The sequence below is a fragment of the Ruegeria sp. HU-ET01832 genome (assembly GCF_040371315.1).
GTDB lineage: Bacteria > Pseudomonadota > Alphaproteobacteria > Rhodobacterales > Rhodobacteraceae > Ruegeria > Ruegeria lacuscaerulensis_A.
Genome location: NZ_BAABWL010000003.1, coordinates 583,415 through 605,794, shown reverse-complemented (window position 1 = coordinate 605,794; position 22,380 = coordinate 583,415). Strand labels below are relative to the sequence as shown.

23 protein-coding genes are annotated in these 22,380 nt (G+C 54.8%); 16 read left to right on the top strand and 7 right to left on the bottom strand.

The window, feature by feature from the left end; all coding sequences use genetic code 11:
* Positions 1–34: 34 nt before the first annotated feature.
* The 3 genes from ABWV79_RS12750 to pedF all read right to left on the bottom strand — a co-directional run bounded on the left by ABWV79_RS12750 (position 35) and on the right by pedF (position 2,277).
* Positions 35–610: an SRPBCC family protein gene (locus tag ABWV79_RS12750; RefSeq protein WP_353392374.1), complete on the bottom strand. Its 576-nt coding sequence runs from the start codon at positions 608–610 to the stop codon at positions 35–37.
* A 71-nt stretch (positions 611–681) separates the two neighbouring features.
* On the bottom strand, positions 682–1,578 hold the full coding sequence (locus tag ABWV79_RS12745) for a substrate-binding periplasmic protein (protein ID WP_502949860.1): 897 nt from the start codon (positions 1,576–1,578) through the stop codon (positions 682–684).
* Positions 1,579–1,596: 18 nt separating this feature from the next.
* Positions 1,597–2,277 carry a cytochrome c-550 PedF gene (gene pedF / locus ABWV79_RS12740; RefSeq protein ID WP_170756016.1) on the bottom strand — a complete coding sequence of 227 codons (681 nt, stop codon included), beginning with the start codon at positions 2,275–2,277 and terminating at the stop codon, positions 1,597–1,599.
* Between the two features lie 158 nt (positions 2,278–2,435).
* Between pedF and ABWV79_RS12735 the strand changes: the two genes are divergently transcribed.
* From ABWV79_RS12735 to ABWV79_RS12685, 11 genes are all read left to right on the top strand, one after another.
* Positions 2,436–3,602 (top strand): lanthanide ABC transporter ABC transporter substrate-binding protein PedA1, encoded by a 1,167-nt coding sequence (locus ABWV79_RS12735; protein ID WP_170756017.1) that lies wholly within the window; start codon positions 2,436–2,438, stop codon positions 3,600–3,602.
* 5 nt (positions 3,603–3,607) lie between these two features.
* Entirely contained in the window at positions 3,608–4,570 is a 963-nt protein-coding gene (locus tag ABWV79_RS12730; RefSeq protein WP_209196094.1) for a YVTN family beta-propeller repeat protein, read from the top strand.
* A 15-nt stretch (positions 4,571–4,585) separates the two neighbouring features.
* Entirely contained in the window at positions 4,586–5,029 is a 444-nt protein-coding gene (locus ABWV79_RS12725; RefSeq protein ID WP_170356215.1) for a cupredoxin domain-containing protein, read from the top strand.
* Positions 5,026–5,745: a lanthanide ABC transporter ATP-binding protein PedB/LutE gene (locus tag ABWV79_RS12720; RefSeq protein WP_353392369.1), complete on the top strand. Its 720-nt coding sequence runs from the start codon at positions 5,026–5,028 to the stop codon at positions 5,743–5,745. The genes ABWV79_RS12725 and ABWV79_RS12720 overlap by 4 nt, the downstream gene beginning before the upstream one ends.
* Entirely contained in the window at positions 5,742–6,527 is a 786-nt protein-coding gene (locus ABWV79_RS12715) for a lanthanide ABC transporter permease protein PedC (protein ID WP_353392367.1), read from the top strand. Before ABWV79_RS12720 ends, ABWV79_RS12715 begins: the two co-directional genes overlap by 4 nt.
* Positions 6,528–6,600: 73 nt before the next feature.
* Positions 6,601–7,140, top strand: a complete 540-nt coding sequence (locus tag ABWV79_RS12710; RefSeq protein WP_353392365.1) for an SEL1-like repeat protein — start codon at positions 6,601–6,603, stop codon at positions 7,138–7,140.
* 121 nt (positions 7,141–7,261) lie between these two features.
* The gene (locus ABWV79_RS12705) at positions 7,262–7,654 is read left to right on the top strand and encodes a c-type cytochrome (protein ID WP_353392363.1); all 393 of its coding nucleotides are present in this window, start codon (positions 7,262–7,264) and stop codon (positions 7,652–7,654) included.
* A 201-nt stretch (positions 7,655–7,855) separates the two neighbouring features.
* Positions 7,856–9,622 carry a PQQ-dependent methanol/ethanol family dehydrogenase gene (locus ABWV79_RS12700; RefSeq protein ID WP_170356219.1) on the top strand — a complete coding sequence of 589 codons (1,767 nt, stop codon included), beginning with the start codon at positions 7,856–7,858 and terminating at the stop codon, positions 9,620–9,622.
* A 133-nt stretch (positions 9,623–9,755) separates the two neighbouring features.
* Positions 9,756–10,445 carry a response regulator gene (locus tag ABWV79_RS12695; protein WP_170756021.1) on the top strand — a complete coding sequence of 230 codons (690 nt, stop codon included), beginning with the start codon at positions 9,756–9,758 and terminating at the stop codon, positions 10,443–10,445.
* A gap of 45 nt (positions 10,446–10,490) precedes the next feature.
* The gene (locus ABWV79_RS12690) at positions 10,491–11,669 is read left to right on the top strand and encodes an FIST N-terminal domain-containing protein (protein WP_353392360.1); all 1,179 of its coding nucleotides are present in this window, start codon (positions 10,491–10,493) and stop codon (positions 11,667–11,669) included.
* Positions 11,662–13,881, top strand: a complete 2,220-nt coding sequence (locus ABWV79_RS12685; RefSeq protein WP_353392358.1) for a hybrid sensor histidine kinase/response regulator — start codon at positions 11,662–11,664, stop codon at positions 13,879–13,881. Before ABWV79_RS12690 ends, ABWV79_RS12685 begins: the two co-directional genes overlap by 8 nt.
* Before the next feature lie 56 nt (positions 13,882–13,937).
* On the opposite strand, the gene ABWV79_RS12680 is transcribed toward ABWV79_RS12685, so the two are convergent.
* The 3 genes from ABWV79_RS12680 to dctP all read right to left on the bottom strand — a co-directional run bounded on the left by ABWV79_RS12680 (position 13,938) and on the right by dctP (position 17,803).
* Entirely contained in the window at positions 13,938–15,281 is a 1,344-nt protein-coding gene (locus ABWV79_RS12680; protein WP_353392356.1) for a TRAP transporter large permease, read from the bottom strand.
* Positions 15,282–15,296: 15 nt separating this feature from the next.
* Positions 15,297–16,628 (bottom strand): TRAP transporter small permease subunit, encoded by a 1,332-nt coding sequence (locus ABWV79_RS12675; protein ID WP_170756024.1) that lies wholly within the window; start codon positions 16,626–16,628, stop codon positions 15,297–15,299.
* A gap of 74 nt (positions 16,629–16,702) precedes the next feature.
* On the bottom strand, positions 16,703–17,803 hold the full coding sequence (gene dctP, locus ABWV79_RS12670) for a TRAP transporter substrate-binding protein DctP (protein WP_209196103.1): 1,101 nt from the start codon (positions 17,801–17,803) through the stop codon (positions 16,703–16,705).
* A 320-nt stretch (positions 17,804–18,123) separates the two neighbouring features.
* Between dctP and queC the strand changes: the two genes are divergently transcribed.
* Genes queC through queF form a run of 4 tightly spaced genes read left to right on the top strand, consistent with a single transcriptional unit; the run spans position 18,124 to position 20,366 of the window.
* Positions 18,124–18,825: a 7-cyano-7-deazaguanine synthase QueC gene (gene queC / locus ABWV79_RS12665; protein ID WP_353392353.1), complete on the top strand. Its 702-nt coding sequence runs from the start codon at positions 18,124–18,126 to the stop codon at positions 18,823–18,825.
* Positions 18,825–19,178: a 6-carboxytetrahydropterin synthase QueD gene (gene queD, locus ABWV79_RS12660; protein WP_170356227.1), complete on the top strand. Its 354-nt coding sequence runs from the start codon at positions 18,825–18,827 to the stop codon at positions 19,176–19,178. The genes queC and queD overlap by 1 nt, the downstream gene beginning before the upstream one ends.
* On the top strand, positions 19,175–19,885 hold the full coding sequence (gene queE, locus ABWV79_RS12655; RefSeq protein ID WP_353392351.1) for a 7-carboxy-7-deazaguanine synthase QueE: 711 nt from the start codon (positions 19,175–19,177) through the stop codon (positions 19,883–19,885). Before queD ends, queE begins: the two co-directional genes overlap by 4 nt.
* A 19-nt stretch (positions 19,886–19,904) precedes the next feature.
* Positions 19,905–20,366: a preQ(1) synthase gene (queF, locus tag ABWV79_RS12650; protein ID WP_170756028.1), complete on the top strand. Its 462-nt coding sequence runs from the start codon at positions 19,905–19,907 to the stop codon at positions 20,364–20,366.
* A gap of 59 nt (positions 20,367–20,425) precedes the next feature.
* Here queF and ABWV79_RS12645 read toward each other — a convergent pair whose 3' ends face one another.
* Positions 20,426–21,307, bottom strand: coding sequence for a LysR family transcriptional regulator (locus ABWV79_RS12645; protein WP_353392349.1), 882 nt, complete (start codon positions 21,305–21,307; stop codon positions 20,426–20,428).
* Positions 21,308–21,793: 486 nt separating this feature from the next.
* Between ABWV79_RS12645 and ABWV79_RS12640 the strand changes: the two genes are divergently transcribed.
* Positions 21,794–22,348, top strand: coding sequence for a toxin-activating lysine-acyltransferase (locus tag ABWV79_RS12640; protein WP_353392347.1), 555 nt, complete (start codon positions 21,794–21,796; stop codon positions 22,346–22,348).
* Positions 22,349–22,380: the final 32 nt, after the last annotated feature.

Here is a 22,380-nt window from a genome sequence, read left to right as displayed (position 1 = left end):
TCTTCATCAGATTTTCCTCCCTTAAATTTTCGGTTCAACCACCGAACAGGCGCTTGAACCATCCTTTTTTCTCTTCCGGCGGCGCTGCCTGAGTTGGCTCAGCCGACGTTTCTGACACAGCAGGGGCCGCGGCCGGTTCGGAAACAGCCTCGGCAGGCGCGGGCTGAGGTTCTTCCTCGACCGCATTCTGGAAATTCTCAAAGAATTGGTCGGCCATTTTCTTGGCCACGCCATCAATGACCCGCCCCCCTAGCTGAGCCAGCTTGCCGCCCACGCGCGCATCGACATTATAGGCCAGCAACGTCCCCTCGGGCGCATCCGACAAGGTGACATCTGCTGCACCCTTGGCAAACCCGGCGGCCCCGCCTTTGCCTTCTCCAGATAACTTGACGCTTTCCTGATCCACCATGTCCGAAAGGGTCACTTCACCTTTGAAGGTCGCCTTTACGGGTCCGACTTTCTGCACCACTGTCGCGGTAAACCCATCTTCGGCTGTTCCCGACATTTCTTTGCAGCCGGGGACACATTCTTTCAGAATGTCGGCCGACAACAATGCCTCCCAGACTTTGGAACGTGGGGCCGCAATGACGCGGCTGTCATGTAGTTCCATGTCACTCCCTCCAGTATTTTCGGTTAAGCTACGCGGTGATCTGTCCGGTGCCTATAAGACCTTGGGTGTAGTCACCGCAGTTTCGGGGGCGAATGTGTCAGGCCATATTCCGCAAAGATATTAGCAATACGCCCGTCCTGAAGCGCTGCAAAAATGGCGTCATCCACGGCGTAGCTGAGGCCGCGATACGCAAAGTGAACGGCGACACCATTCGTCCAGGTGCTGACAGCAAACCCAGGAAGCGGTGGCGCATGGACACCTAAGTCGGGCGTCAATCCGGCCTCAAGCTGGCCCCGAGGTCCCATAGCAGCCATGGTTTCGCCTGCCGCCAATGCCTCCATAGCTTTTTCGGCTGTCTTGAACCGACGGATGTTGCGCGAAAGTTGCCCCCCCGGAAAGGCGGATAGGTAGAAATCCGCGATTGAGTCATTTTCGACCGCTACCGAATCGAACCTAAAATAAGCCGGGACCGGAGGATCCTCGGGGTAGGCATCCCGACGATAGGCAATTGCGACTTCTTCGTCGTGGTACTGGCCAGTAAAAACAACCTGCTCGACCCGGCACGCGAACTCGCTGTCGTAGGGGATATGCAACATCACGTTTGCAACTCGGCCGTTAATGAGCGGGCCTTTCCAGATCCAATTGCGCAAGTCGGCTTCAAGGTTCTCTCCGGCAGCGACCAGATTGAACCGAGCTTCGACCCCCAGATCACTGGCGATGAGTTTTCCAATCTCAATATCGACACCTTGGATAGTACCGTCTCTCTCAAACGACCAAGGGGGAAAGTCTTCGTAGGCTGCGAATTCAATATAACCGCGGTCGATTATGGTATCGAGATCGGCACCGACGATATCTCGGCTTGCGTTCTGAGGTTTGGGCTGGGGCACATGATCTTCGCACCTGGCCAAAACCGGTCCTGAAAACAGGGCGGTGGCCAACAGAGAGAAAACGAAAACGTACTTGATCATGCGCCCCATTCTGCCGCGCTACTGCGCGGCGGACAATCCAATGGTAAGTTGTTCAGCAGCTTCGGCAAAATTGGGTGCATTCCCAGATATCAATACCGCCGCACGCAAAGCCACGCTGTCGGCCACGGGCGCGCCGGATCCGGTTTCGATAGTTTCGGCGATCTGGGTCAATTCCGATTGAAGCGCTGCCGTGTCCCCCTCGGCGCCGCCGGCCATTGCTGCCAGAAGATCTCTGATTTCCTTCAAGCGGTCCGAGTGATCGTCCAGCGCGCCGTCATCCGGACGCGTTTCGATATAGGTTCGAATGGCCCACGCTGCTTTTTGTCCTAACAATTCGCCAAAGGCGGGCATCTTAGTAATACCGTTTTGCGTATAACCTTCGCGGAACCGCTCTACATACCATTCGTCGCCATATTCCTCGGCTTCAAGATACCGCAAATCAGGGGCTAACCCGCCCGATACGACACCAAGACCATGGCAACGGGCACAATTCTGGTTATAGCCGGAGTCGCCTATTTCGATTGCAGCCTGCCATACCTCTTCGCCCCGGTCGCGATAGGGGTTTTCAATCAGCCACTCTTCTCCAACATCGGGAAGGATGTCTGTGTTGACTGGTTGTGGGGCGACATCGCCATGGGCCAGCGCCATACCTCCGGCAACAAGGCCGCCCAGCAATGTGCTGTGAAATCCAAGACGCATCTTCTCCTCCTTTACGATGCTTTTCACGGTCATACCGCAGCAAGACTCAGCGTGAAATTCGACCTTGGTTGCACATCCGTGCAGGTTTGCGACTAAGGTCTTATGGTGGGCTGCATTTTGGCCGTTTTTACTAAGGCGGCGCAGGAGGAGGCGCGAAAATGATTAAGATGTTCCGTGCGGTAGCGGCACTGATACTTCTGCCTGGCACTGCGTTGGCAGAGATTGGTATTTCAGTGACTTACCTACAACAGCAGGTCGCGCGTCCACCCGTTTTATCCAACCTTGATCCGATTCCAGATGATCTTGGTTCGGCGGGTGCCAAACTGGCGCTGGAAGACAATCTGACGACCGCAAAGTTTCTGGGACACGACTACACGCTTACAGTCACTACCGTTTCTGACGGTGAGGATTGGATTACAGCAGCGCGTAAGGCATTGTCGGACAGTCCGTTTCTAATTCTTGATGCGCCTGCCTCTGCTCAGTTGCAGGTCGCGGACTTGGCCGAGGCCGATGGTGCGGTGCTTTTCAATGCATCTTCCCCTGAACTTTCCATACGCGAGCAGGACTGTCGGCCGAACCTACTGCACACTTTGCCGTCGGGGCTAATGCGCACGGATGCATTGGCTCAATTTCTGGTCAAACGCCGCTGGCAGGATCTGGTTCTGATCTCTGGAAACCACCCACAAGATCAAGCTTTTGCCGACGCGCTGAAGCGGTCATTGCAGAAATTCCGTCTTGACCTGATGGCGGAAAAGACCTGGGTTTTTGATGCTGACCTGCGTCGCAACGCAGCGCAAGAAGTTCCGTTGTTCACGCAGGAATTCGGCGACTATGACGTCCTGTTATTGGCCGATGAATTGGACGATTTCGGCCGCTACGTCGAATTCAACACCTGGAAGGCGCGCCCTGTTGCTGGTTCCGATGGTCTTAAGCCCGTCACATGGTCGCGCGTGGTCGAACAATGGGGTGCGGCCCAGATGCAGAATCGGTTCTTTGAGCAGTCGGGCCGCACCATGATGTCCAAAGACTACGCCGCATGGGCGGCATACCGGACGCTGGGCGAAGCCGTGACACGTACCCAGTCCGACGATCCTGCGGTCTTGCGTGATTATATTTTGTCGGATGAATTCGAACTTGCCGGGTTCAAGGGCAGGGCGATGAACTTCAGGTTTTGGAATGGGCAATTGCGGCAACCAATCCCTTTGGTCACAGACCGCGCGGTGGTCGCCATGGCGCCGCTGGAAGGCTTTCTACATCAGCGTACAGAACTGGATACGCTTGGAATTGATGAGGCGGAAAGCCAGTGTCAGGCATTCAAGGAGTAACGGGCATGAGACTAGCGACACTATTGGCCTCTGCTGCATTGTGCGTTCCCGCAGCAGCGGATGAGATGTGGATCAGCAACGAAAAAGACGACACGCTCAGCGTGATCGACATCGAGACGCTTGAAGTCATCCGCACAATCGAAACTGGTGAGCGGCCGAGGGGAATTACGTTTTCGAAAGATTTCTCGGTGCTGTACATCTGCGCCTCTGACAGCGACTCGGTTCAGGTCATGGATCCCGAAACCGGAGAGATACTGCACGACTTGCCATCTGGCGAAGACCCTGAGCAGTTCGTTCTACATCCCAATGATCGTCATCTTTATATAGCCAACGAGGATGACGCTATCACCACTGTGGTCGATACTGAAACGCGAACGGTTATCGCGCAGATCGACGTCGGGATCGAACCCGAAGGCATGGCGGTGTCGCCGGATGGAAAAATCGCAATCACGACTTCTGAAACCACCAATATGGCTCATTGGATCGACACGGAAACGCAAGAGCTTTTCGCCAATACTCTGGTCGATTCCCGCCCACGCCACGCCGAATTCCTTAAGGATGGAACCGAGCTTTGGGTGAGTTCCGAGATTGGCGGTACGATCACTGTCTTTGATGTGGAAACCCAGACCGAAAAAGCCAAGATTGAATTTGAAGTCGAAGGTGTGCATCCTGATCGAGTTCAGCCCGTAGGGTTTGAACTGTCCAACGAAGACAAAACTGCCTTTGTCGCGCTTGGACCTTCGAACCACGTCGCAGCGGTCAATCCCGACACCTATGAGGTTGAGGATTACATCCTCGTCGGTCGTCGGGTTTGGCACATGGATTTCAACGCGGACAAATCACTCTTGTTCACCACAAATGGTGTGTCCGGCGATGTGACCGTCATCGATGTTGCAAAACGTGAACCAATCAAAACCATCAAGGTCGGGCGGTTCCCATGGGGCGCAGCGTTTCGTCCGACAAACTGATCAGGGAGAATTCAAATGAAGCGTTTATCCACGCTGGCAATTGCTGCCGCGATGATCTTACCCAGCGTCGTTAATGCCGACGATGACTCGGGGTTCGGCTTGGCCGGGTTGTTGTCGGCCAAAAACAAGGAAGACCTACCGCCCATCATCCTTTCAGCCGGAGAACCCTTGGCCGATGCTCCATGGGAACTAAAATCCGGAACTTATTACGAGTTCGAAATTCAAGGTGACGGAAGTCAGGAGCTTGCCATCATCGGCCCCGAGTTCTTTCGTGCCATCTGGGTCGATGAGATTGTGGTAGAAGGTTTAGAGATCCGGCCGCTGGGTTTGGATTCGATCGAATTCGACGAGGCCGGTGAAATGGAAATAGGCTTTGTCGCGATCAAGCCGGGCAGCTACTATCTGAAAGTGCCGGGCAGCACCGGTGAGACACAGCGGCTGGAGATTACCATTAAGTGACAGGGCTAACGGTCCGAAACGTCAGCTATGCCTATGGCGAGAAACGCGCTCTTGATGATGTGAGTTTTCACGTCCCGCAGGGCGCGTTTTGTGCGTTGCTGGGCCCGAATGGGGCAGGTAAGTCAACGCTGTTTTCCCTGCTGACACGGTTGTTCACCACCAGGCAGGGTGAGATTGAAATCGCTGGAATTGACATCGCGAAACACCCGCGGAAAGCCTTGGCTAAGATAGGGGTCGTTTTTCAACAGCCTACGCTTGATCTGGACCTGACGGTTCATCGGAACCTCAGTTATTTTGCCGCTTTGCACGGTCTGTCCGGCCGCCAAGCTGAGGGCCGCATCACGGCCGTACTAGAGCGTCTGGATATGGCTGAACGTGCTACTGAACGTGCGCGTGATCTGAATGGAGGTCATCGCAGACGGTTGGAAATAGCACGATGCCTGATACATGTGCCTTCGGTCCTTTTGTTGGACGAGCCAACCGTTGGGCTTGATGCTGCGTCGCGTCATGCCATCACCAAACATGTGCATGACCTGTCTTCGCAAGACGGTTTGACGGTTTTGTGGGCTACCCACTTGACCGACGAGATCGGGCCAGACGACCAAGTGGCGATCCTTCATTGTGGTAAGTTGCTGGATCAGGGTATTTGCCGAGACATCACTGGCGGCGCTCCGATGCAGGATACCTTTTTGTCGATGACCAGAGCGGCTTCATGATCGATGCAATGATCGCTTTGCGCGCAATCTTGATCCGAGAAGCCTTGCGGTTCGTGCGGCAACGCAGCCGGTTTGTTGCGGCGCTTGTACGTCCTCTGGTTTGGCTAGTGGTCTTCGCCGCTGGTTTTCGCGCAGCATTGGGTTTGTCGATTACTCCGCCGTACGAGACTTATATCACCTATGAGATCTACATCGTCCCCGGCCTGTGCGGCATGATCATGTTGTTCAATGGCATGCAAAGCTCTCTCAGCTTGGTTTACGACCGTGAAATGGGGTCGATGCGGCTACTGCTCACCAGCCCTTTGCCGCGGTGGTGGTTGCTGTTTTGTCGCTTGTTGGCAAGCACGACGATATCGATCCTGCAGGTTTATACTTTTCTGGCGGTCGCTGCGGTTTACGGTATCGGCATGCCCTGGATCGGATACGCCTACGTGTTTCCGGCGCTGATCGTCGCTGGATTGATGCTGGGCGCGTTGGGTTTGGCTTTGTCCTCGGCGATCAGGCAGCTTGAGAATTTTGCGGGCGTCATGAACTTTGTGATCTTTCCGATGTTTTTTCTGTCTTCAGCACTTTATCCACTTTGGAAGATGGCAGAAAGTTCGGCCTTATTAAGAGATATCTGCGCGCTTAACCCTTTTACGCACGCGGTCGAGCTAATCCGTTTCGCGCTTTATGGGCAGTTTAATGCTGTCGCATTGGGGTGGACGATATTGGCGGGTATTATTTTTCTTGGGTTTGCTTTTTGGGGCTACGATCCGGCGCGTGGCATGAAGCGCGGCTAAGCATCTACTACCAATACCACGGTGAATTCGTAGGCCGACTACTGTACACTGTCGAAAATCGGAGGGTACTGCCATGATCCGCATTGCTGCGTTTTTTCTGCTTTTGGCGTCTGCAGTCACGGCTCAGACCATTGAGGACGAGTACGGAACGCTTAACCCGCAGGACACGGGCTGGGGCAAAGTCCTCAGCAACATCGACAATGGCGTAACCGACATGACCACCTGCGCTTCGGGTTACTACATGACAAAGTCAGGCCGCCACGATCTGGCGCGACGCTTGTTTCGCACCTGTGCCGAAGCAGGGTACACCGGTGCAATGACCTGGATGGGTCAGTTGGATAACAATGGGCTGGCCGGACCCTATGACCCTGATGCAGCGGCCGCATGGGACAAGCGCGCCGCCGATCTGGGCGATCCGGTGGGCAAGTTCAACTATGGTCTCAACCTTTTGCGTGGTCACGGTGTGACAAGGAACGAGGAACTGGGTCGGGCCTATGTTGACGAGGCGGCACAGGACGGCCTCAGGATCGCCAAACGCCTTAGGGATTCGGGCTATGATCCCAACGAAGTCACACCTGACGCTGACGAGTGGAAATACGCACCTCTATTCTGAACCCAGTTTTTTACTGAGAACTACGACTAAAGGATGATGCTCTTCCTCGGTTTTCTTGACCCACGTCAAGCCGGTATCGATGGCCGCGGATTTACAGTTCGGCCAACGTTAGGAGGACCACATGAAACATCTTACCCTGCTACTCGGCCTCGCCGTCAGTTCCGTTACGACAGCGCCAACACTTGCTCAATCCACGTTCGACCGAGTCAAGATCGAGGCGGGCGAGACGCTCTTTTTCTCTGAATGCCGACGCTGCCACGCGCCAGATGCAACTGGTCCAAGTTATGGTCCGCAACTTGACGGTGTCGTTGGGCGCAAAGCAGGGACTTTAGAAGGTTATCAGTATTCGAGTGCTCTGGCTGGTTCCGGTATCGTTTGGACACCGGCCGCTCTGCGGGCATGGATGGAAGACAACGACGGCTTCATGCCGGGCACCAAGATGCGGCATGTCGGCATCGATGATCGCACGGTTCAAGACTTTATTCTGGCATATCTAAGCAGCATCTCAGACTAGAACCGAGCGTTGGCCGAAGCTGGTTAGGAAAACTGGTTTATCCAGAATAATTGACGATCGCGCTTGAAAGCCATGATTTCCGCCCTACGACCATTGTGCAATTTCACCACGAGTTCTGCCCGCCAATAATACTCTCGCCTGCAATCCCGATGCGTCGGAGATTCGGCGCGGAGGAAAGACATAAGTCTAGGGAGGACACAGATGAGCCGGTTTATCATGGCAACTGTTGCAAGTGTGATTGCAGCAGGCGCGGCCTATGCAGAAGTTACCGAAGACGATCTGGCCAATGACCAAACGATCACCACGCAAGTCGTAACCAACGGTATGGGGCGGCACCTTCAGCGCTATAGCCCACTGGACATGCTTAACAAGGACAACGTCAAAAACCTGCTGCCGGCCTGGGCTTTCAGCCTTGGAGGGGAAAAACAACGCGGACAGGAAACCCAGCCGCTGATCTATGACGGCATGATGTATATCACCGGCTCTTACTCGCGCCTTTATGCGATTGATCTGGAGACCGGTAAAGAGGTCTGGCAATACGATGCCCGTCTACCCGAAGGTATCCTGCCCTGTTGTGACGTGGTTAATCGCGGGGCCGCAATATACGGCGACAAGATCATTTTCGGAACTTTGGATGCACGGATTGTGGCGCTGAACAAGGACACTGGAGACGTTGTCTGGCGTGACAAGATTGCTGACTACAAGGCAGGATATTCCTATACCGCTGCTCCATTGATCGTCGATGGACTGGTGATCACCGGCAATTCCGGGGGCGAGTTTGGCATCGTGGGGGCTGTTCAAGCGCGCGATGTGAACACTGGTGATCTGGTCTGGGAGCGACCGGTGATCGAAGGCCACATGGGCACGTTGAATGGTGAAGAAAGCACCATGACCGGAGAGCTGAACGCAACGTGGCCCGGTGACATGTGGAAAACCGGTGGCGGGGCGACCTGGCTGGGTGGGTCTTATGATGCGGACACGGATACGCTGGTCTTTGGCGCGGGCAACCCGGCGCCTTGGAACTCGTGGCTGCGGGACGCAGGAACTCCGACTGAAGGCAACAAAGGCGACAACCTCTATGCCGCCAGCCGTATTGGGATCGACCCAAAGACTGGCGACATCAAGTGGCACTTTCAAACCACCCCGCGCGAGGGTTGGGATTATGACGGTGTCAACGAAGTCGTGGCCTATACGGACCGTGATGGTAACAAGCGTTTTGCCACAGCGGATCGCAACGGTTACTTCTATGTTCTGAACCGCGAAGACGGTGCTTTCGTCTCGGCGACGCCTTTTGTCAAAGACATTACTTGGGCCGATGGCGTGGATGACACGGGTCGCCCGATCTTTGTCGAAAACAATCGTCCCGGTGACCCGGCTGCAGCAGCCGATGGTAAGAAAGGTGAGGTTATCTTTGCCTCGCCGTCCTTCCTGGGCGGCAAGAACTGGATGCCAATGGCCTTCTCTCAAAACACCGGCAATTTCTATGTGCCTTCAAACGAATGGGGTATGGATATCTGGAACGAGCCGATCACCTACAAGAAAGGTGCCGCCTATCTGGGCGCGGGCTTTACCATCAAGCCCAATTACGAAGACCACATCGGTTCTCTTAAAGCCATCGACCCGGATACCGGGGAGTGGAAGTGGGAGTACAAAAACGACGCGCCTCTATGGTCAGGTGTGATGACCACTGCCGGTGGCTTGGTGTTCTTTGGCACACCCGAAGGCGAGTTCATCGCGCTGGATGACGAGACCGGCGAGAAACTCTGGTCGTTCCAAACAGGGTCCGGGATTGTTGGCCAGCCTGTGACATGGGAACAGGACGGCGAGCAGTATGTCTCGATCATCTCTGGCTGGGGTGGCGCAGTTCCGCTTTGGGGCGGCGAAGTGGCAAAGAAGGTTAACTATCTGAACCAGGGCGGCACGCTTTGGACTTTCCGATTGCCCAAGGAGCTGGCCTCGGCAAATTGATCTTCTTCACAACTCGTGACTTTAACGCGCGCCTCGCTTGGGCGCGCGTTTTTTATACGACTTTCCGCCAGTTGGCGTGACTCTGTTCTCTTGCTACGCTTTGGTAGGTTGGGCAACATGATTGCAAAGGCCAATGCGAATGCTTGCAAATGCCGTCGGGCAAAACGATTTCGAGAATGTGCTGATCGTCGATGATCATCCTTTGTTTTGTGACGCTTTGTCGATGACATTGCAAAGCGTGGCTCATATCCGTGAAATCCACACCGCCGACCGTCTGGAAGATGCGCTTGAGATGATTGCAGGAGGTTTGAAGCCTGATGCAATCATGCTGGATCTGAACTTGCCTGACGTTGACGGATTGGATGGGCTTGTCCGTCTGAAGGCCGTCGCAAATGCGCCTGTGATCGTAGTGTCTTCAATGACGGACAATCGGGTGATTAGCCAGGTTATTCACGCGGGTGCGTCTGGGTACGTTCCAAAACACAGCCAGCGTGACGTCTTTCGAACCGCGTTTGAAACCGTTCACGCGGGCAATGTCTTTTTGCCGGATGGATGCGTTCTGATCGATCTGGACGGCGCAGATGAACAAAGCGATGCAGTCGGGCGGCTTGCAACGTTGACCAATCAGCAGTCCCGTATTCTTCAGCTGATCTGTGAGGGCAAGCTGAACAAGCAAATTGCCTATGACCTTTCGATCGCCGAAACCACGGTCAAAGCGCATGTCACTGCAATCATGCGCAAGCTGGGTGTCCAAAGTCGTACGCAGGCCGTTTTGATAGCAAAGAAAGCCTCCTTTGCCAGTGTCTTGCAAGAGTCGAGTTAAGCTGCATACTCACAGAAAATCGTCGCGCTTTAGGGAGGAGGCTCGATGGACCAAGCTGTCGGGTGGGCAACGGCTCCGACCCGCGCGCCAGGTATCGTAAGAACTGCATGTGTGCCATACGACACCGAAGACGCGGTCACCGGACTATTGAAGACTTTCGGTGCCGGAGAGTTATCTCTGGTCATTCTTTTTGTGACGGACAGAGCTGACGCTGCATCGGTTATTGCACAGGCAACCGAAGCCTTTGCGCCCGCGCCAGTGGTTGGTTGTACAACAGCCGGTGAATTGGCGGGGGCCGGCTATACCGAAAACCAGATCGTGGCCATCGGCTTGCCTGCATCACATTTCGACGCTCGCATCTTGCCAGTACCTGATCTGGATACATTTCTGGCTAAGGATCTGATTCATCAGATGATCCGAAACCGCAATGAAATGACGGAGGCAAACCCTGACTGGCACCACGAATTCACCTTTTTATTGATTGATGGGCTTTCAACAAAAGAAGACGCGCTGACTTCAGAACTCGCGTTGGGGCTAGGGCCAGTTCCGTTGTTTGGGGGTTCCGCCGGGGATGGAACGGATTTCGAAACAACTTACGTCCTGCACGACGGACAGGCATTGGAAAATGCTGCAATCCTGGCGCAAATGCGAACTCGATGTCCGATCAAGGTTTTCAAGACAGATCATCTGGTGCCAACAGCTCAACGGATGGTCGTGACCAAAGCGGACCCCGCCCGGCGAATCGTTCGTGAGATCAACGCAGAACCTGCCGCGCGCGAATACGCCCGTATTCTGGGCAAAGACCCCGAACAGTTGACAACCTTCACCTTTGCTGCGCATCCGGTCGTCGTCCAAATTGGTGGGCAGCATCACGTTCGGGCCATTCAGCGCGTGGATGAGAACGGGGATTTGGTGTTTTTCTCGGCCATCGACGAAGGATTGGTTCTGACTTTGGCTGAACCTCGCGACATGGTCGAGCATCTCGAGCAAGAGATCGAGGGCCTAACAGAAGCCGAGGCTCCGGATACTATTCTTGGGTGCGACTGTATTCTCAGGCGTCTAGAAGCGCAGGAAAAACAGATGACGGGTGCTTTGTCTGCAATCCTCGCCGACAATCACGTGGTTGGGTTTTCTACTTATGGCGAGCAATTCAATTCGATCCATGTCAACCAAACGTTGACGGGGGTTGCGATTTACCCGCCGGAAGAGGATCGACATGATTGAATCCCTGATCAACCCGGACGATCCACCAGACCGGCAGAATGAAAAGCTTTTGAAGATCGCCGAGGCACTGATGCGCAGGGTTGAGGAATCGACTGATGCAAGCGGCGCAGCTTACGCACAGTTTCAAAGGGCTGCAGTGCTGGAACAGGAAGTCCGCGCTCGGACATTCGATCTTGAACGTGCGCTGGATCTGCTGAACGATTCCAATGCTCGTCTGGCTCAAGCCAATCAGGCAACAGAGGCGGCGCGGGCGGACCTCGCGAATGCGATAGAAACGGTGCAAGAGGGCTTTGCCCTGTTCAACTTGGAAGAAGAGCTTGTACTGTGCAACAGCCGCTTTGGTATACACATGCCCGATATCCAGCCTCATCTGGTGCCTGGTTTGCAATTTACCGAGTACGTTGAACTGGTTAGTCGCTCTCGGTTTTTGTCACTCCCCGAGGCAGTGTCGCCGTGGGACTGGGCAAAACGTCGTATCGCGCGCCATGCGGATGACCACGTTGTTTTTAACGTCAGGTTGAATGGCAATCGTTGGATGCAAGTCTCTGAACATCGGACACCCGACGGTGGCACAGTGATCTTGCAAACTGATGTCACGGATATCATGCGTATCGAACGTCAGGAGAGGGACCGCATTCTTGACGACAAGGCCCGGCTTATCCGTGCCACTCTGGAACATATCGATCAGGGTGTATGTATCTTCGACAGTAAGCTGAGGCTTATTGGTTGGAACAACCGGGCCAGTGAATTGTTGGCAATCCCAAATGCACAGTTTCAGATGGGTGCGCAGTTCAAAACTCTGTTCAATCGCCTGAGCACCACAATCCGCTTTGCACAGGGCGTAAGTGACGCCGACCTGCTTGCTTGGGTTAACCGAACGTCCGAACGGCCACCGTTGAGGTTCGAGATGCATAGCGGTCGGGCAAAGATTCTATCTGTTTTCGCGCAGGAAATGTCCGACCGGGGATTTGTGATTTCGTTCACCGATGTGACCGCCGAGCGTAAATCTGCCCAGGCGTTGTACGACTCCAAAGCCTTGCTGGAACAGCGCGTCGCAGCCCGCACCGAAGAGCTTGCGGATGCGCTTAAGGACGCGGAACGGGCAAATGCTTCGAAATCGCGCTTTGTTGCCGCCGCAAGTCACGACCTGCTGCAACCGCTGTCGGCGGCTAAGCTCTACGTTGCCACTCTTGGAAGTGGGTTGAACAAAACAGACGCGAGGGACGTGGCCGCCAAAGCGGAAAGTGCACTTAGCAGCGTTGAACATATTTTGGATGCGCTTCTTGATATTTCTAAACTGGATTCAGGACGGGCAACTGTTCACTTGTCGACGTTGCCAATAGATGACGTGTTTTCGCAGCTCGAAGATTCCTTTCGTCCGGTCGCACAGACCAAGGGATTGGAACTGCGCGTCGTCTCTTGCGGCGCGCTGGTTCAGAGTGATGCAAGTTATTTGAGGCGCATCCTGCAGAACCTTCTGTCAAACGCCATTCGCTACACTGAAGCAGGCAAGGTTCTGGTTGGCGCCCGGCGTCGAAAAGATTCTATCGTGATCGAGGTTTGGGATACCGGTATCGGAATTGCACCGGATCAGAGGGATATCATCTTTCAGGAATTCCAACGGCTTCATTCGGATGCCAGCGCTGCCGAAGGAATGGGACTTGGGCTGGCTATCGTTGAGCGCGCGTGTGTCCTGTTGAAACATCCTATGAAGTTACGTTCCGGATTGGGAAAGGGGTCGGTCTTCTCGGTAGAGGTGCCTTTGGCTAAACCGGCGTCTCATTGTTATGGCCGGTCTGCTGATTTGGCTTCGCCAGACACTAAGGTTCTGACACGCGCGGTTGTTTTGTTGATTGAGAACGACGAAAATCTGCGCACGGCGTTGACCATGACAATGGAATCCTGGGGCGTGCAGGTTTTGGAATGCGAAAGTCAGGCACAAGCGGTTGGCTTACTGCAGGAAATTGGCATTCTTCCGGATATTGTGGTTGCCGACTACCAGTTGAACAAAGGTATGACCGGAACTGAGGCGATAGACGTGTTATGGCAGGAATTCGGTCCATTACCTGCCTGTGTGATCTCGGCCAATCGTTCGCCAGAATTGACCGAGTATTGTGAGGATGTGGGTCTGCCTTTGCTGCGAAAGCCGATTGACGCTCGGCACCTGAAATCAATTATCGAAAACGCACTGAAAGGCGCGTCCGCCGCTTGATTGTGCCAAGGTTTAACGACCGCGGGCAGAGAGTTTACTCTGCCCGCGCCTGACGTCTATCCGTAAACAATGTTTGGTAACCAGGTCACCACCCAAGGGAACAGCATACAGATCACCAACCCGACAATTTGAAGGAACAAGAACGGCAAGGCGGCTTTGAAAATGTCTGTCATTGGGATCGACGGTGGCGCTACTCCGCGCAAGTAGAACAGCGCATAGCCGAAAGGTGGTGACAAAAAGCTCATCTGCATGTTCACAAGATACAGAACCCCGAACCACAAGACCAAATCATTGGGGTCATCAAACCCAAAGGCAGCCGCACCCAGCGCCTTGATGATCGGTACAAAGATCGGGACACACAGCAACAGGATGCCGACCCAGTCCAGGAACATGCCCAGAACCACCAGCAGAATCTGCATCACGATCAGGATACCCCAAGGGCCCAGACCCGCGCCTTGCATCGTCTCTTGGACGAATTGCTGACCGCCTTCCAGAACGTAAAGTCCTACAAAGATCGTGGCGCCGAACATGATCCAGATCACCATGGCCGAGGCTTTCAGCGTGGTCAGACATGCCTCGCGCACTGTGGGCCAGTCCAGCTTGTTGTGGATCGCGGCCACGATGAAGGCGCCGAAGGTGCCAATACCCGCCGCCTCAACCGGGGTTGCAACGCCCGAGAAGATCACGCCCAGAACAATCACGATCAGCGCAATCGGAGCAGACATCTTACCCAGCAGGCGCATTTTTTCGCGATTCGAGATACGCTCGTCAACCGGGATTGGCGGGCCAAGAACCGGGTTGATATAGGACCGCACCACCACATAGATAATGTACATACCCGACAGCATCAGGCCGGGAATGACCGCGCCGATGAAAAGCTCCCCTACCGATTGTTCGGCAACAACGGCGTAGATAATGGCCAGAATGGAGGGCGGGATCAGGATGCCCAGCGTCCCCCCGGCCATGATCGAACCCATGGCGATCTTGGTGTCATAGCCGCGTTTCAGCATGGCGGGCAGGGCGATGATGCCCATCGTCACCACAGCTGCGCCGATCACACCCACCATCGCCGCCAGAACGGTTGAGGCGATGATTGTCGCCGCAGCCAGACCACCTTTAAGCCCACCGAGCACCTTGTAGATCACATCGAACATGTCGTTGATGATCCCGGCCCTTTCCAACATCGAGGCCATAAAGATGAAAAGTGGAATTGCGGATAGCTGATAGTTCGTCATCAGCGGGAAAATTCGGCTGGGCACAATGTTCAGTGCACGCGCATCCCCCAGAACGAACAGGAAGACACAGGCCAGACCTCCGGTCACAAAGGCCAGCGGCAGACCTGCCATTAGAAGGACCAGAAGCGAGCCAAACATAACGAGCGTTAACAGCTCGATGGACATATCAAGACCCATCGGTCAGTACCCCCGTGCAATCGTTCGGATGTCTTTGGACAGTTTCGACACCCCTTGCAAAATCAACAGAACCGCGCCCACGACCATCATCCATTTCATTGGCCAAAGCGGGATTTCCCATTCGTTAAAGCTGATTTCACCCCAGCGAATATTCGGATCGGTCCAATCGCCAAAAGTCAGCGCTCCGAACATCTGGAAAAAGCTCATCTCTCCACGCGCCCAGTCCGAGACAACCGAGTTGCCGGTCGGAACCGCAATCGCATCCATCGCGAAGATATAGGACGTCACCAGCAGTGTTCCCGCGAAGATGAAGAAGAAGATTGAGGTGAACAGGTCCGCCCACGCCCGTTTCGGCTTGGTCAGCGGTGCATAGAAGATGTCCACACGCACATGGCTTTCGGTCAGCATCGCATAGGACCCGGCGATCAGGTACTGCATCCCGAACATCAGATACATGGATTCATGCGCCCAGTTTGTGGGGGCGTTGAACACATAGCGGACGATCACTTCGTAGTAGTAGACGAATACCGCGATTACGGCCCAATAGCTGACGAACTCACCTGCATAGAGAGACAGGCGGTCAATCCAGTTCTCGGCATAATCCTGGTCCGCCTTGCGTGCACCGGGGTCCATTTCTGCAGCCCGTGCAGCAGTTTCTTCATCAATCTCCATTTCAGGCTCATGCGGATCCGCAGCAGCCTTGGCGCGCGCGCTTGCCACTAGTCGCGGTAGCATCAGCGCATCGATCGCCATAAAGGCCAGAATTGCATAGAACGCATAACGTGCTACCGAACTCCACAAAGCGCGGTTTGCACCGCTGGCCTCGGCCAGAGGCTGCGCCTCGGCCAGGGCGGTTTCGGATTCGGCCAGACGTTCGCGCCCGGTTTCAATTGCCTTCTCGGCCCTCTCCAGAGCACGCTCGGCTCGGCGTTTTTGCAATGCTGTCCCATCCTGCGCAGCCTCGGCGGCGGCGCGCAGTTCTTCCAGCCCTTCCTCGGCGGTTGCAACCCGTTCGGCTTCGCGCGTGATCGTACGCTCGGCCTGACGGACGATGTTGACCGCATTCGAGAATTCGTTGCGGGCCGTTCGCTCTTCGCCATTGGCGTAGAGGATCAGCAGGAAAACTGGCAGATAGACCAACCCCAGCAAGCTGCGCAGGTAAAAGCGGTGCAGGCCCAGCATTCCTCCGGTGACAAGGATCAGATAGCCCAACGGTAACCCGTAGGTGCGCTGTTCAGGTTGGGCTTTGCGTGCCAGCACCATGGCCAGGGCCGGAAAGGCGATCAGCCCGACCCAATATAGCCAGTGCGGCAGCGTGAAATCGACGCTCGGCATAGTACGTTCCGAATTCCAAGGAAAAGGCATGCCCGCGCGAAATTCGCGCGGACTTTTGGTTAGGCTTCAGCGGATTACAGGTCCAGCGTATAGCCTTCGATCATTTCAGGCGTCACATAGCCCAAGGAACCCGACATCATGTAGTCAAGTTGGATCTTGAAGACCCGCGCCGCATCTTTGTCGCGGTTGGCATATTTGAACCAGATCGGCACGGCGACCTCGGTCATCAGCTCGACATCGTCCTGCGACAGGCGCGTGATCTCGGTGCCTTCCGCTTCGAACTTTTTCCAGGCTTCCTGGTCGGCGGCCTGAATGGCGGCGTGGTGCAAATCGGAATAGACGTGGGTTTCCATTTCCACGAATTCCTGCATCTGTGGGCTCAGCTTGTCCCACGCGGTCTTGCCCACGGTGATGTCCATGATGTCGACCGGCTGATAAACTGACATAAAGCCCGGAGGGCCCATGACGATATAGTCTGTCACCTGGCTGAAGCCCAAGGCGTGGTTCACGGCGGGGCCCACAAAGTCGGCCACGTCGATAGTGCCCTTTTCCAGCGCTGGGAAGATTTCCGAGCCCGGTAGAACGGTTGTCTCAGCACCCAGTTCCGAGAATACCTCGGCAACCATTCCGCCTGGCAGGCGCATTTTACGGCCCGCGAAGTCGTCAACCGAGCGGATCGGAACCTTCGAGTGGATGATGTTCGGCCCGTGATGCACCGGCCCCACAAAGTGCAGACCCTGACGGCCCAGCAGCTCGCGCGCGATGTCGATGCCGCCCAGACCATAATAGAACGTGTCGTATTCATGCGGCTGACGCAGCCCCAGCGGGTATGAGCTGAGGAAAACAGCGGCAGGGATGATGCCCTGATAGTAGATGGTGAACGGGTTGATAGCGTCCAGCACACCGTTCTTCACCGCGTCGGCCAGTTGGAAATCCCCAACCACGTCATTGGCGCCAAAGGCCTGGAAGGCCAGCTCACCGCCGGTTTTTTCTTCGATCGTAGCGCACCAGTCTTTGAACGTCTGTAACCCGATGCCCCCGGGCCAGGATGTCTGTATCTTCCAGGTGGTGGTTTCACCCGCTGCGGTCGCGATATGAGGGGCCGCCAGCGTGGCCGCACTTGCACCTGCAATAGTTCTAAACGCGCTGCGGCGCGTGATTAGCTTTTTGGTCATTTCTTCCTCCCATTGATCATCGCCATGCACGTGTCAGGCCATGTCGATGCGAGGATAGCATAACCTGTGACCCAGGAATTGGTAATATTTTTTTTCCAATTAGCACTTTGCTCACTGTTGTGTGAAGAACTGAGGGCTTCGCTATCGATTACATTCGGGCATTCCGCCCGGCGTCGTCGACGCGACTAATAGCTATGCCGAAAACGTGTGCGACAGTGTGGATTGGGTGTTTCGTTGCCGCTTGCCAAGTCTAAGGCCCCTGTATAACAGGGCACATCCCGGTCGCAGCCTACCCGGGTAACAAAACAAGGGTTCAAAATATGAAAACGATTGTAATCTGCTCGGGCGGGCTGGATTCGGTATCTTTGGCGCATATGGTTGCGCAGGATCACGAATTGGCGGGCCTGATCTCTTTCGATTACGGCCAGCGTCACCGCAAAGAGCTGGACTATGCTGCGCTATGCGCGCTGCGCCTTGGCGTTCCCCATGATATCATCGACCTACGCCCCGTTGGGGCGGTTCTGACCGGCTCGGCTCTGACCGATGATTTGGATGTGCCTGACGGGCACTATGCCGAAGACAGCATGAAAGTGACCGTGGTGCCCAACCGCAATGCCATCATGCTGACCGTTGCATTCGGTGCCGCCGCCGCCCGTGGGGCGGATGCTGTGGCAACTGCAGTGCACGGTGGGGATCACTTTATCTATCCCGATTGTCGTCCCGCCTTCACCGAGGCTTTTGAAGCGATGCAGAAACTGGCGCTGGACGGCTGTGCCGATGTATCGCTGTTCACGCCGTTCGTGCATCGCAGCAAAGCCAACATCGTGACCGAGGGCGCGCGTGTGAACACCCCCTTTGCGCAGACATGGTCCTGCTACAAGGGTGGTGACAATCACTGCGGGCGCTGCGGTACCTGCGTCGAACGGCGCGAGGCGTTCCATCTGGCCGGTATTACTGACCCGACAACCTATGACGATCCCGATTTCTGGGTGGCCGCCACGGCACAGAAGGAAAGCGCCTGATGTACCGGATTACCAAGGAATTCCACTTTTCTGCCTCGCACCAGCTGACCCATCTGCCCGACGATCACCAATGCGCGCGAATGCACGGGCATAACTATGTGGTTGAAGTCGAACTGGCCGCCACAGACCTGAACGCTGACGGGTTTGTCCGCGATTATGGCGAGCTGAAGCCGCTCAAGACCTATATCGACGAGACGTTCGATCATCGCCACCTGAACGATGTGATGAACATCCTGACCACGGCCGAGAATATGGCGCGCCATTTCTATGACTGGTGCGCTGCCCGTTGGCCGGAAACCGCCGCCGTGCGGGTCAGTGAGACGCCGAAAACATGGGCCGAGTATCGCCCATGACCCGCCTGCGCATTGCCGAGATTTTCGGTCCCACGATTCAGGGTGAAGGCGCGCTGATCGGGGAACCTACCGTATTCGTGCGCACCGGCGGATGCGACTACCGGTGCAGCTGGTGCGACAGCCTGCATGCGGTTGATACCGCCTATCGTCATGACTGGGCGGCGATGACCACGGATGCAGTCTGGAGCCGGGTGCGCGGCCTGTCGGGCGGGCGGCCTTTGACCGTGTCGCTGTCGGGTGGCAACCCGGCCATTCAGGACTTTGCCCCTCTGATCGCGTTGGGACGGACAGAGGGTTATCGGTTCGCCTGCGAGACGCAGGGCTCCATCGCAAAACCGTGGTTCAGCGAACTGGATACGCTGGTTCTTAGTCCCAAACCGCCCTCCAGCGGGGAGACGGTAGATTGGGCTGCGTTCGACGCCTGCCTGTTGGCTGCTGGAAACGGCCCCAAAACAGTGATGAAAATCGTGATCTTTGACGAACGTGACTACGCTTGGGCCCGTGCCGCGGCGGATCGCTATCCGGCGCTGCCACTGTATCTACAGCCGGGCAATGAGACGGTCGATCCCACTCAGCCCGTCGATCCGCAAACCCTGTCGGACCGGTTGCTATGGCTGGTCGAGAAAGTCACCGCAGATGGCTGGTTCACCCCTCGGGTGCTGCCGCAACTGCATGTCCTTTTGTGGGGCAACAAACGCGGGGTTTAAACCCCATCAGGAGAAGACAATGGAAACCATCTACAGCGACCTGACCCAATTGGGCGGGAAAACCGAACTGCCTACCTCACCTGAGGCGGCAGAACTGGAACGGGTACAGAACCCGCAGGCCGATATCGACTATTGCGTGCGGTTCACTGCGCCCGAGTTTACCTCGCTGTGTCCGATGACGGGGCAGCCGGATTTCGCGCACTTGGTGATCGACTATGTGCCCGGTGATTGGCTGGTTGAATCAAAATCGTTGAAGCTGTTTCTGGGCTCGTTCCGCAATCACGGTGCGTTTCACGAAGACTGCACAGTATCCATCGCACGTCGTTTGGTTGATTTTCTAAACCCACGCTGGTTGCGGATTGGTGGGTACTGGTATCCGCGCGGCGGCATCCCTATTGACGTGTTTTGGCAGACCGGGGCCACTCCAAACCATGTCTGGATTCCCGATCAAGGCGTGCCTCCTTATCGCGGACGCGGCTAGTTGCCAGACACGCGCCACGGAATACCCATGCGCGCCGTGGCGCTTGTACTCCAGAGAATTCACAACGTGGTTGTGGTGAGACGATCCAGATGGCTGTCAATAATACTTAGAACTCGACGCAGATTTGCCGCAGGCTCAGCTTGGTTTAGGCGATGAATATAGAATTGACCGAAAGGTTTGAGCCTATCGTCAATGTAGTGCAGGTCACTGGCCACAGGCAGATTGTGAAGAAAGATATCCCCTACATACCCCAAACCAACGCCAGCTTGCACCGCATTCAGATAATTGCTCAGGTTTTGAGTCTGGTAGATCGGTCGAAACCTGTATGAAGATTTTTCGAAATACGCCGAGAAAATCTGCGCCGGCTGCCATTGTTCGTGCCAACCAACGATAGGGACAATGGGGCGCGCCAGAAGGTCATCTACATCGACAGACTTGGCCGCGACCCAGCGAACGTCAAATGGCCAACTTTTTTGGGTCAGCGGGCTGGGCACCTCCCGATTGCAAATATAGCACGCATCCAAATTGCCTTTTTCCACGGAAGCCAGCAGGTTTTCCGTGTCATCTGTCGAGATTGAAAGTGTCGTGTCAGCCCGGCCCAAACCGAGGCTTGCGATCGCTGAGCTCGAGCACAAGTTTTCCAGGCTGGCGGACACACCGATCCGGATGACTTTCCCGACTTGGGTTTGCGTCAGAACCGAGATCTGATCCAACTCATTCTGGATCGTAAGGCATCGCTGATACAACAGCTCGGCCTGCGCGGTCAGCCCCGAGTGCGGTGTCTTATCCTTGAACAGTGCAAATCCAACTTGATTTTCCAGCAAGCGAATCCGATTGCTGATCGTAGGCTGAGATCGTCGGAGCATCTTTGCGGTTTCTGAATATGACTTCACCTGACACAAGGTCACAAACGCTTTTACGAGGTCAGTCGATATTGGCATCTTTTTATTTCCTGATAGGGACGTGATCTAAAAAAGACGAATCAAAAAAACATTTGGGTATTATGAGCAAAATTATGCGGTATTGTGTTCATGTCTTTCTCCATCCCAATTGCGATAATATAGTTCCAAAATGATCCTTTTTTCTTTTCAGGGAAACGGTCAATATAGCCCTAAAACAGATCAAACTACTTTGCGCAAATAAATAAACACGCGAGAACCAATATATATTCACGCGCTATAGAAAAAAATTCAAAACAATTATAAACATAAATTTATCATATAGTTAGACTGCAACTCCTCCGAGCCGGAAAGCAAGGGCCAGCAAAGTTTTTGATGTCTAAGGCTGGGTTAAAGTTTTTTCAGTACCGCATTCAACTTTCGAATTTGACTGCTGCAGTTGATTCGTAAAATCTTGCCTAAAATCTATGCCACTTTTCTTTCACAAAGTTGTGGAGAGCATATGTGGTCACCTGGGTGGAGAAGAAGATGACGGTTATGCAGAATACGAACCAGCACACAGATGGTGAAATAACTGGTTATTCTTCAAATGAAGAATCGTCTTTAATTAACGGTTCCAATTCGAATGCGGCGGGAAAATACGGCGAGAACGAGAGATTTAAATGCCAGCAAATCGGAGAGGTTTGCTTGGTATTGTCCCGTTCGCCCCACTACGCACGGATGCCCCTTCGGCACTTGGGTGAACGTTTCATCTTTCCGATGAGCATTGGTCAAGGACGTATTTTCAAGGATCGGAATGGAAAGCCATTTGGCATTCTGAGTTACGCCTGGTTGTCCGACGAGTTGAGCGAAAAAATGAGGCACCAGGGGCCGTTTGAGCTGCGGCCTGAGGATTGGAATTCGGGCAGTAACCTTTGGTTTATGGAGTTCGCAGCGCCCTATGGGGGTACTCGAAAAATGACTCGGGTGATGCATGACTTCGTGCGCGACATGTTTCCCGACGTTCAGTTTGTTTTGGCGCACAGAGTTAAAAATCAAGGGCGCGATATCCGCGTCGCCAAGTTCCACATCATTCGAAACTAAACAACACACCACGGACACGGCCTGGCTGCGGT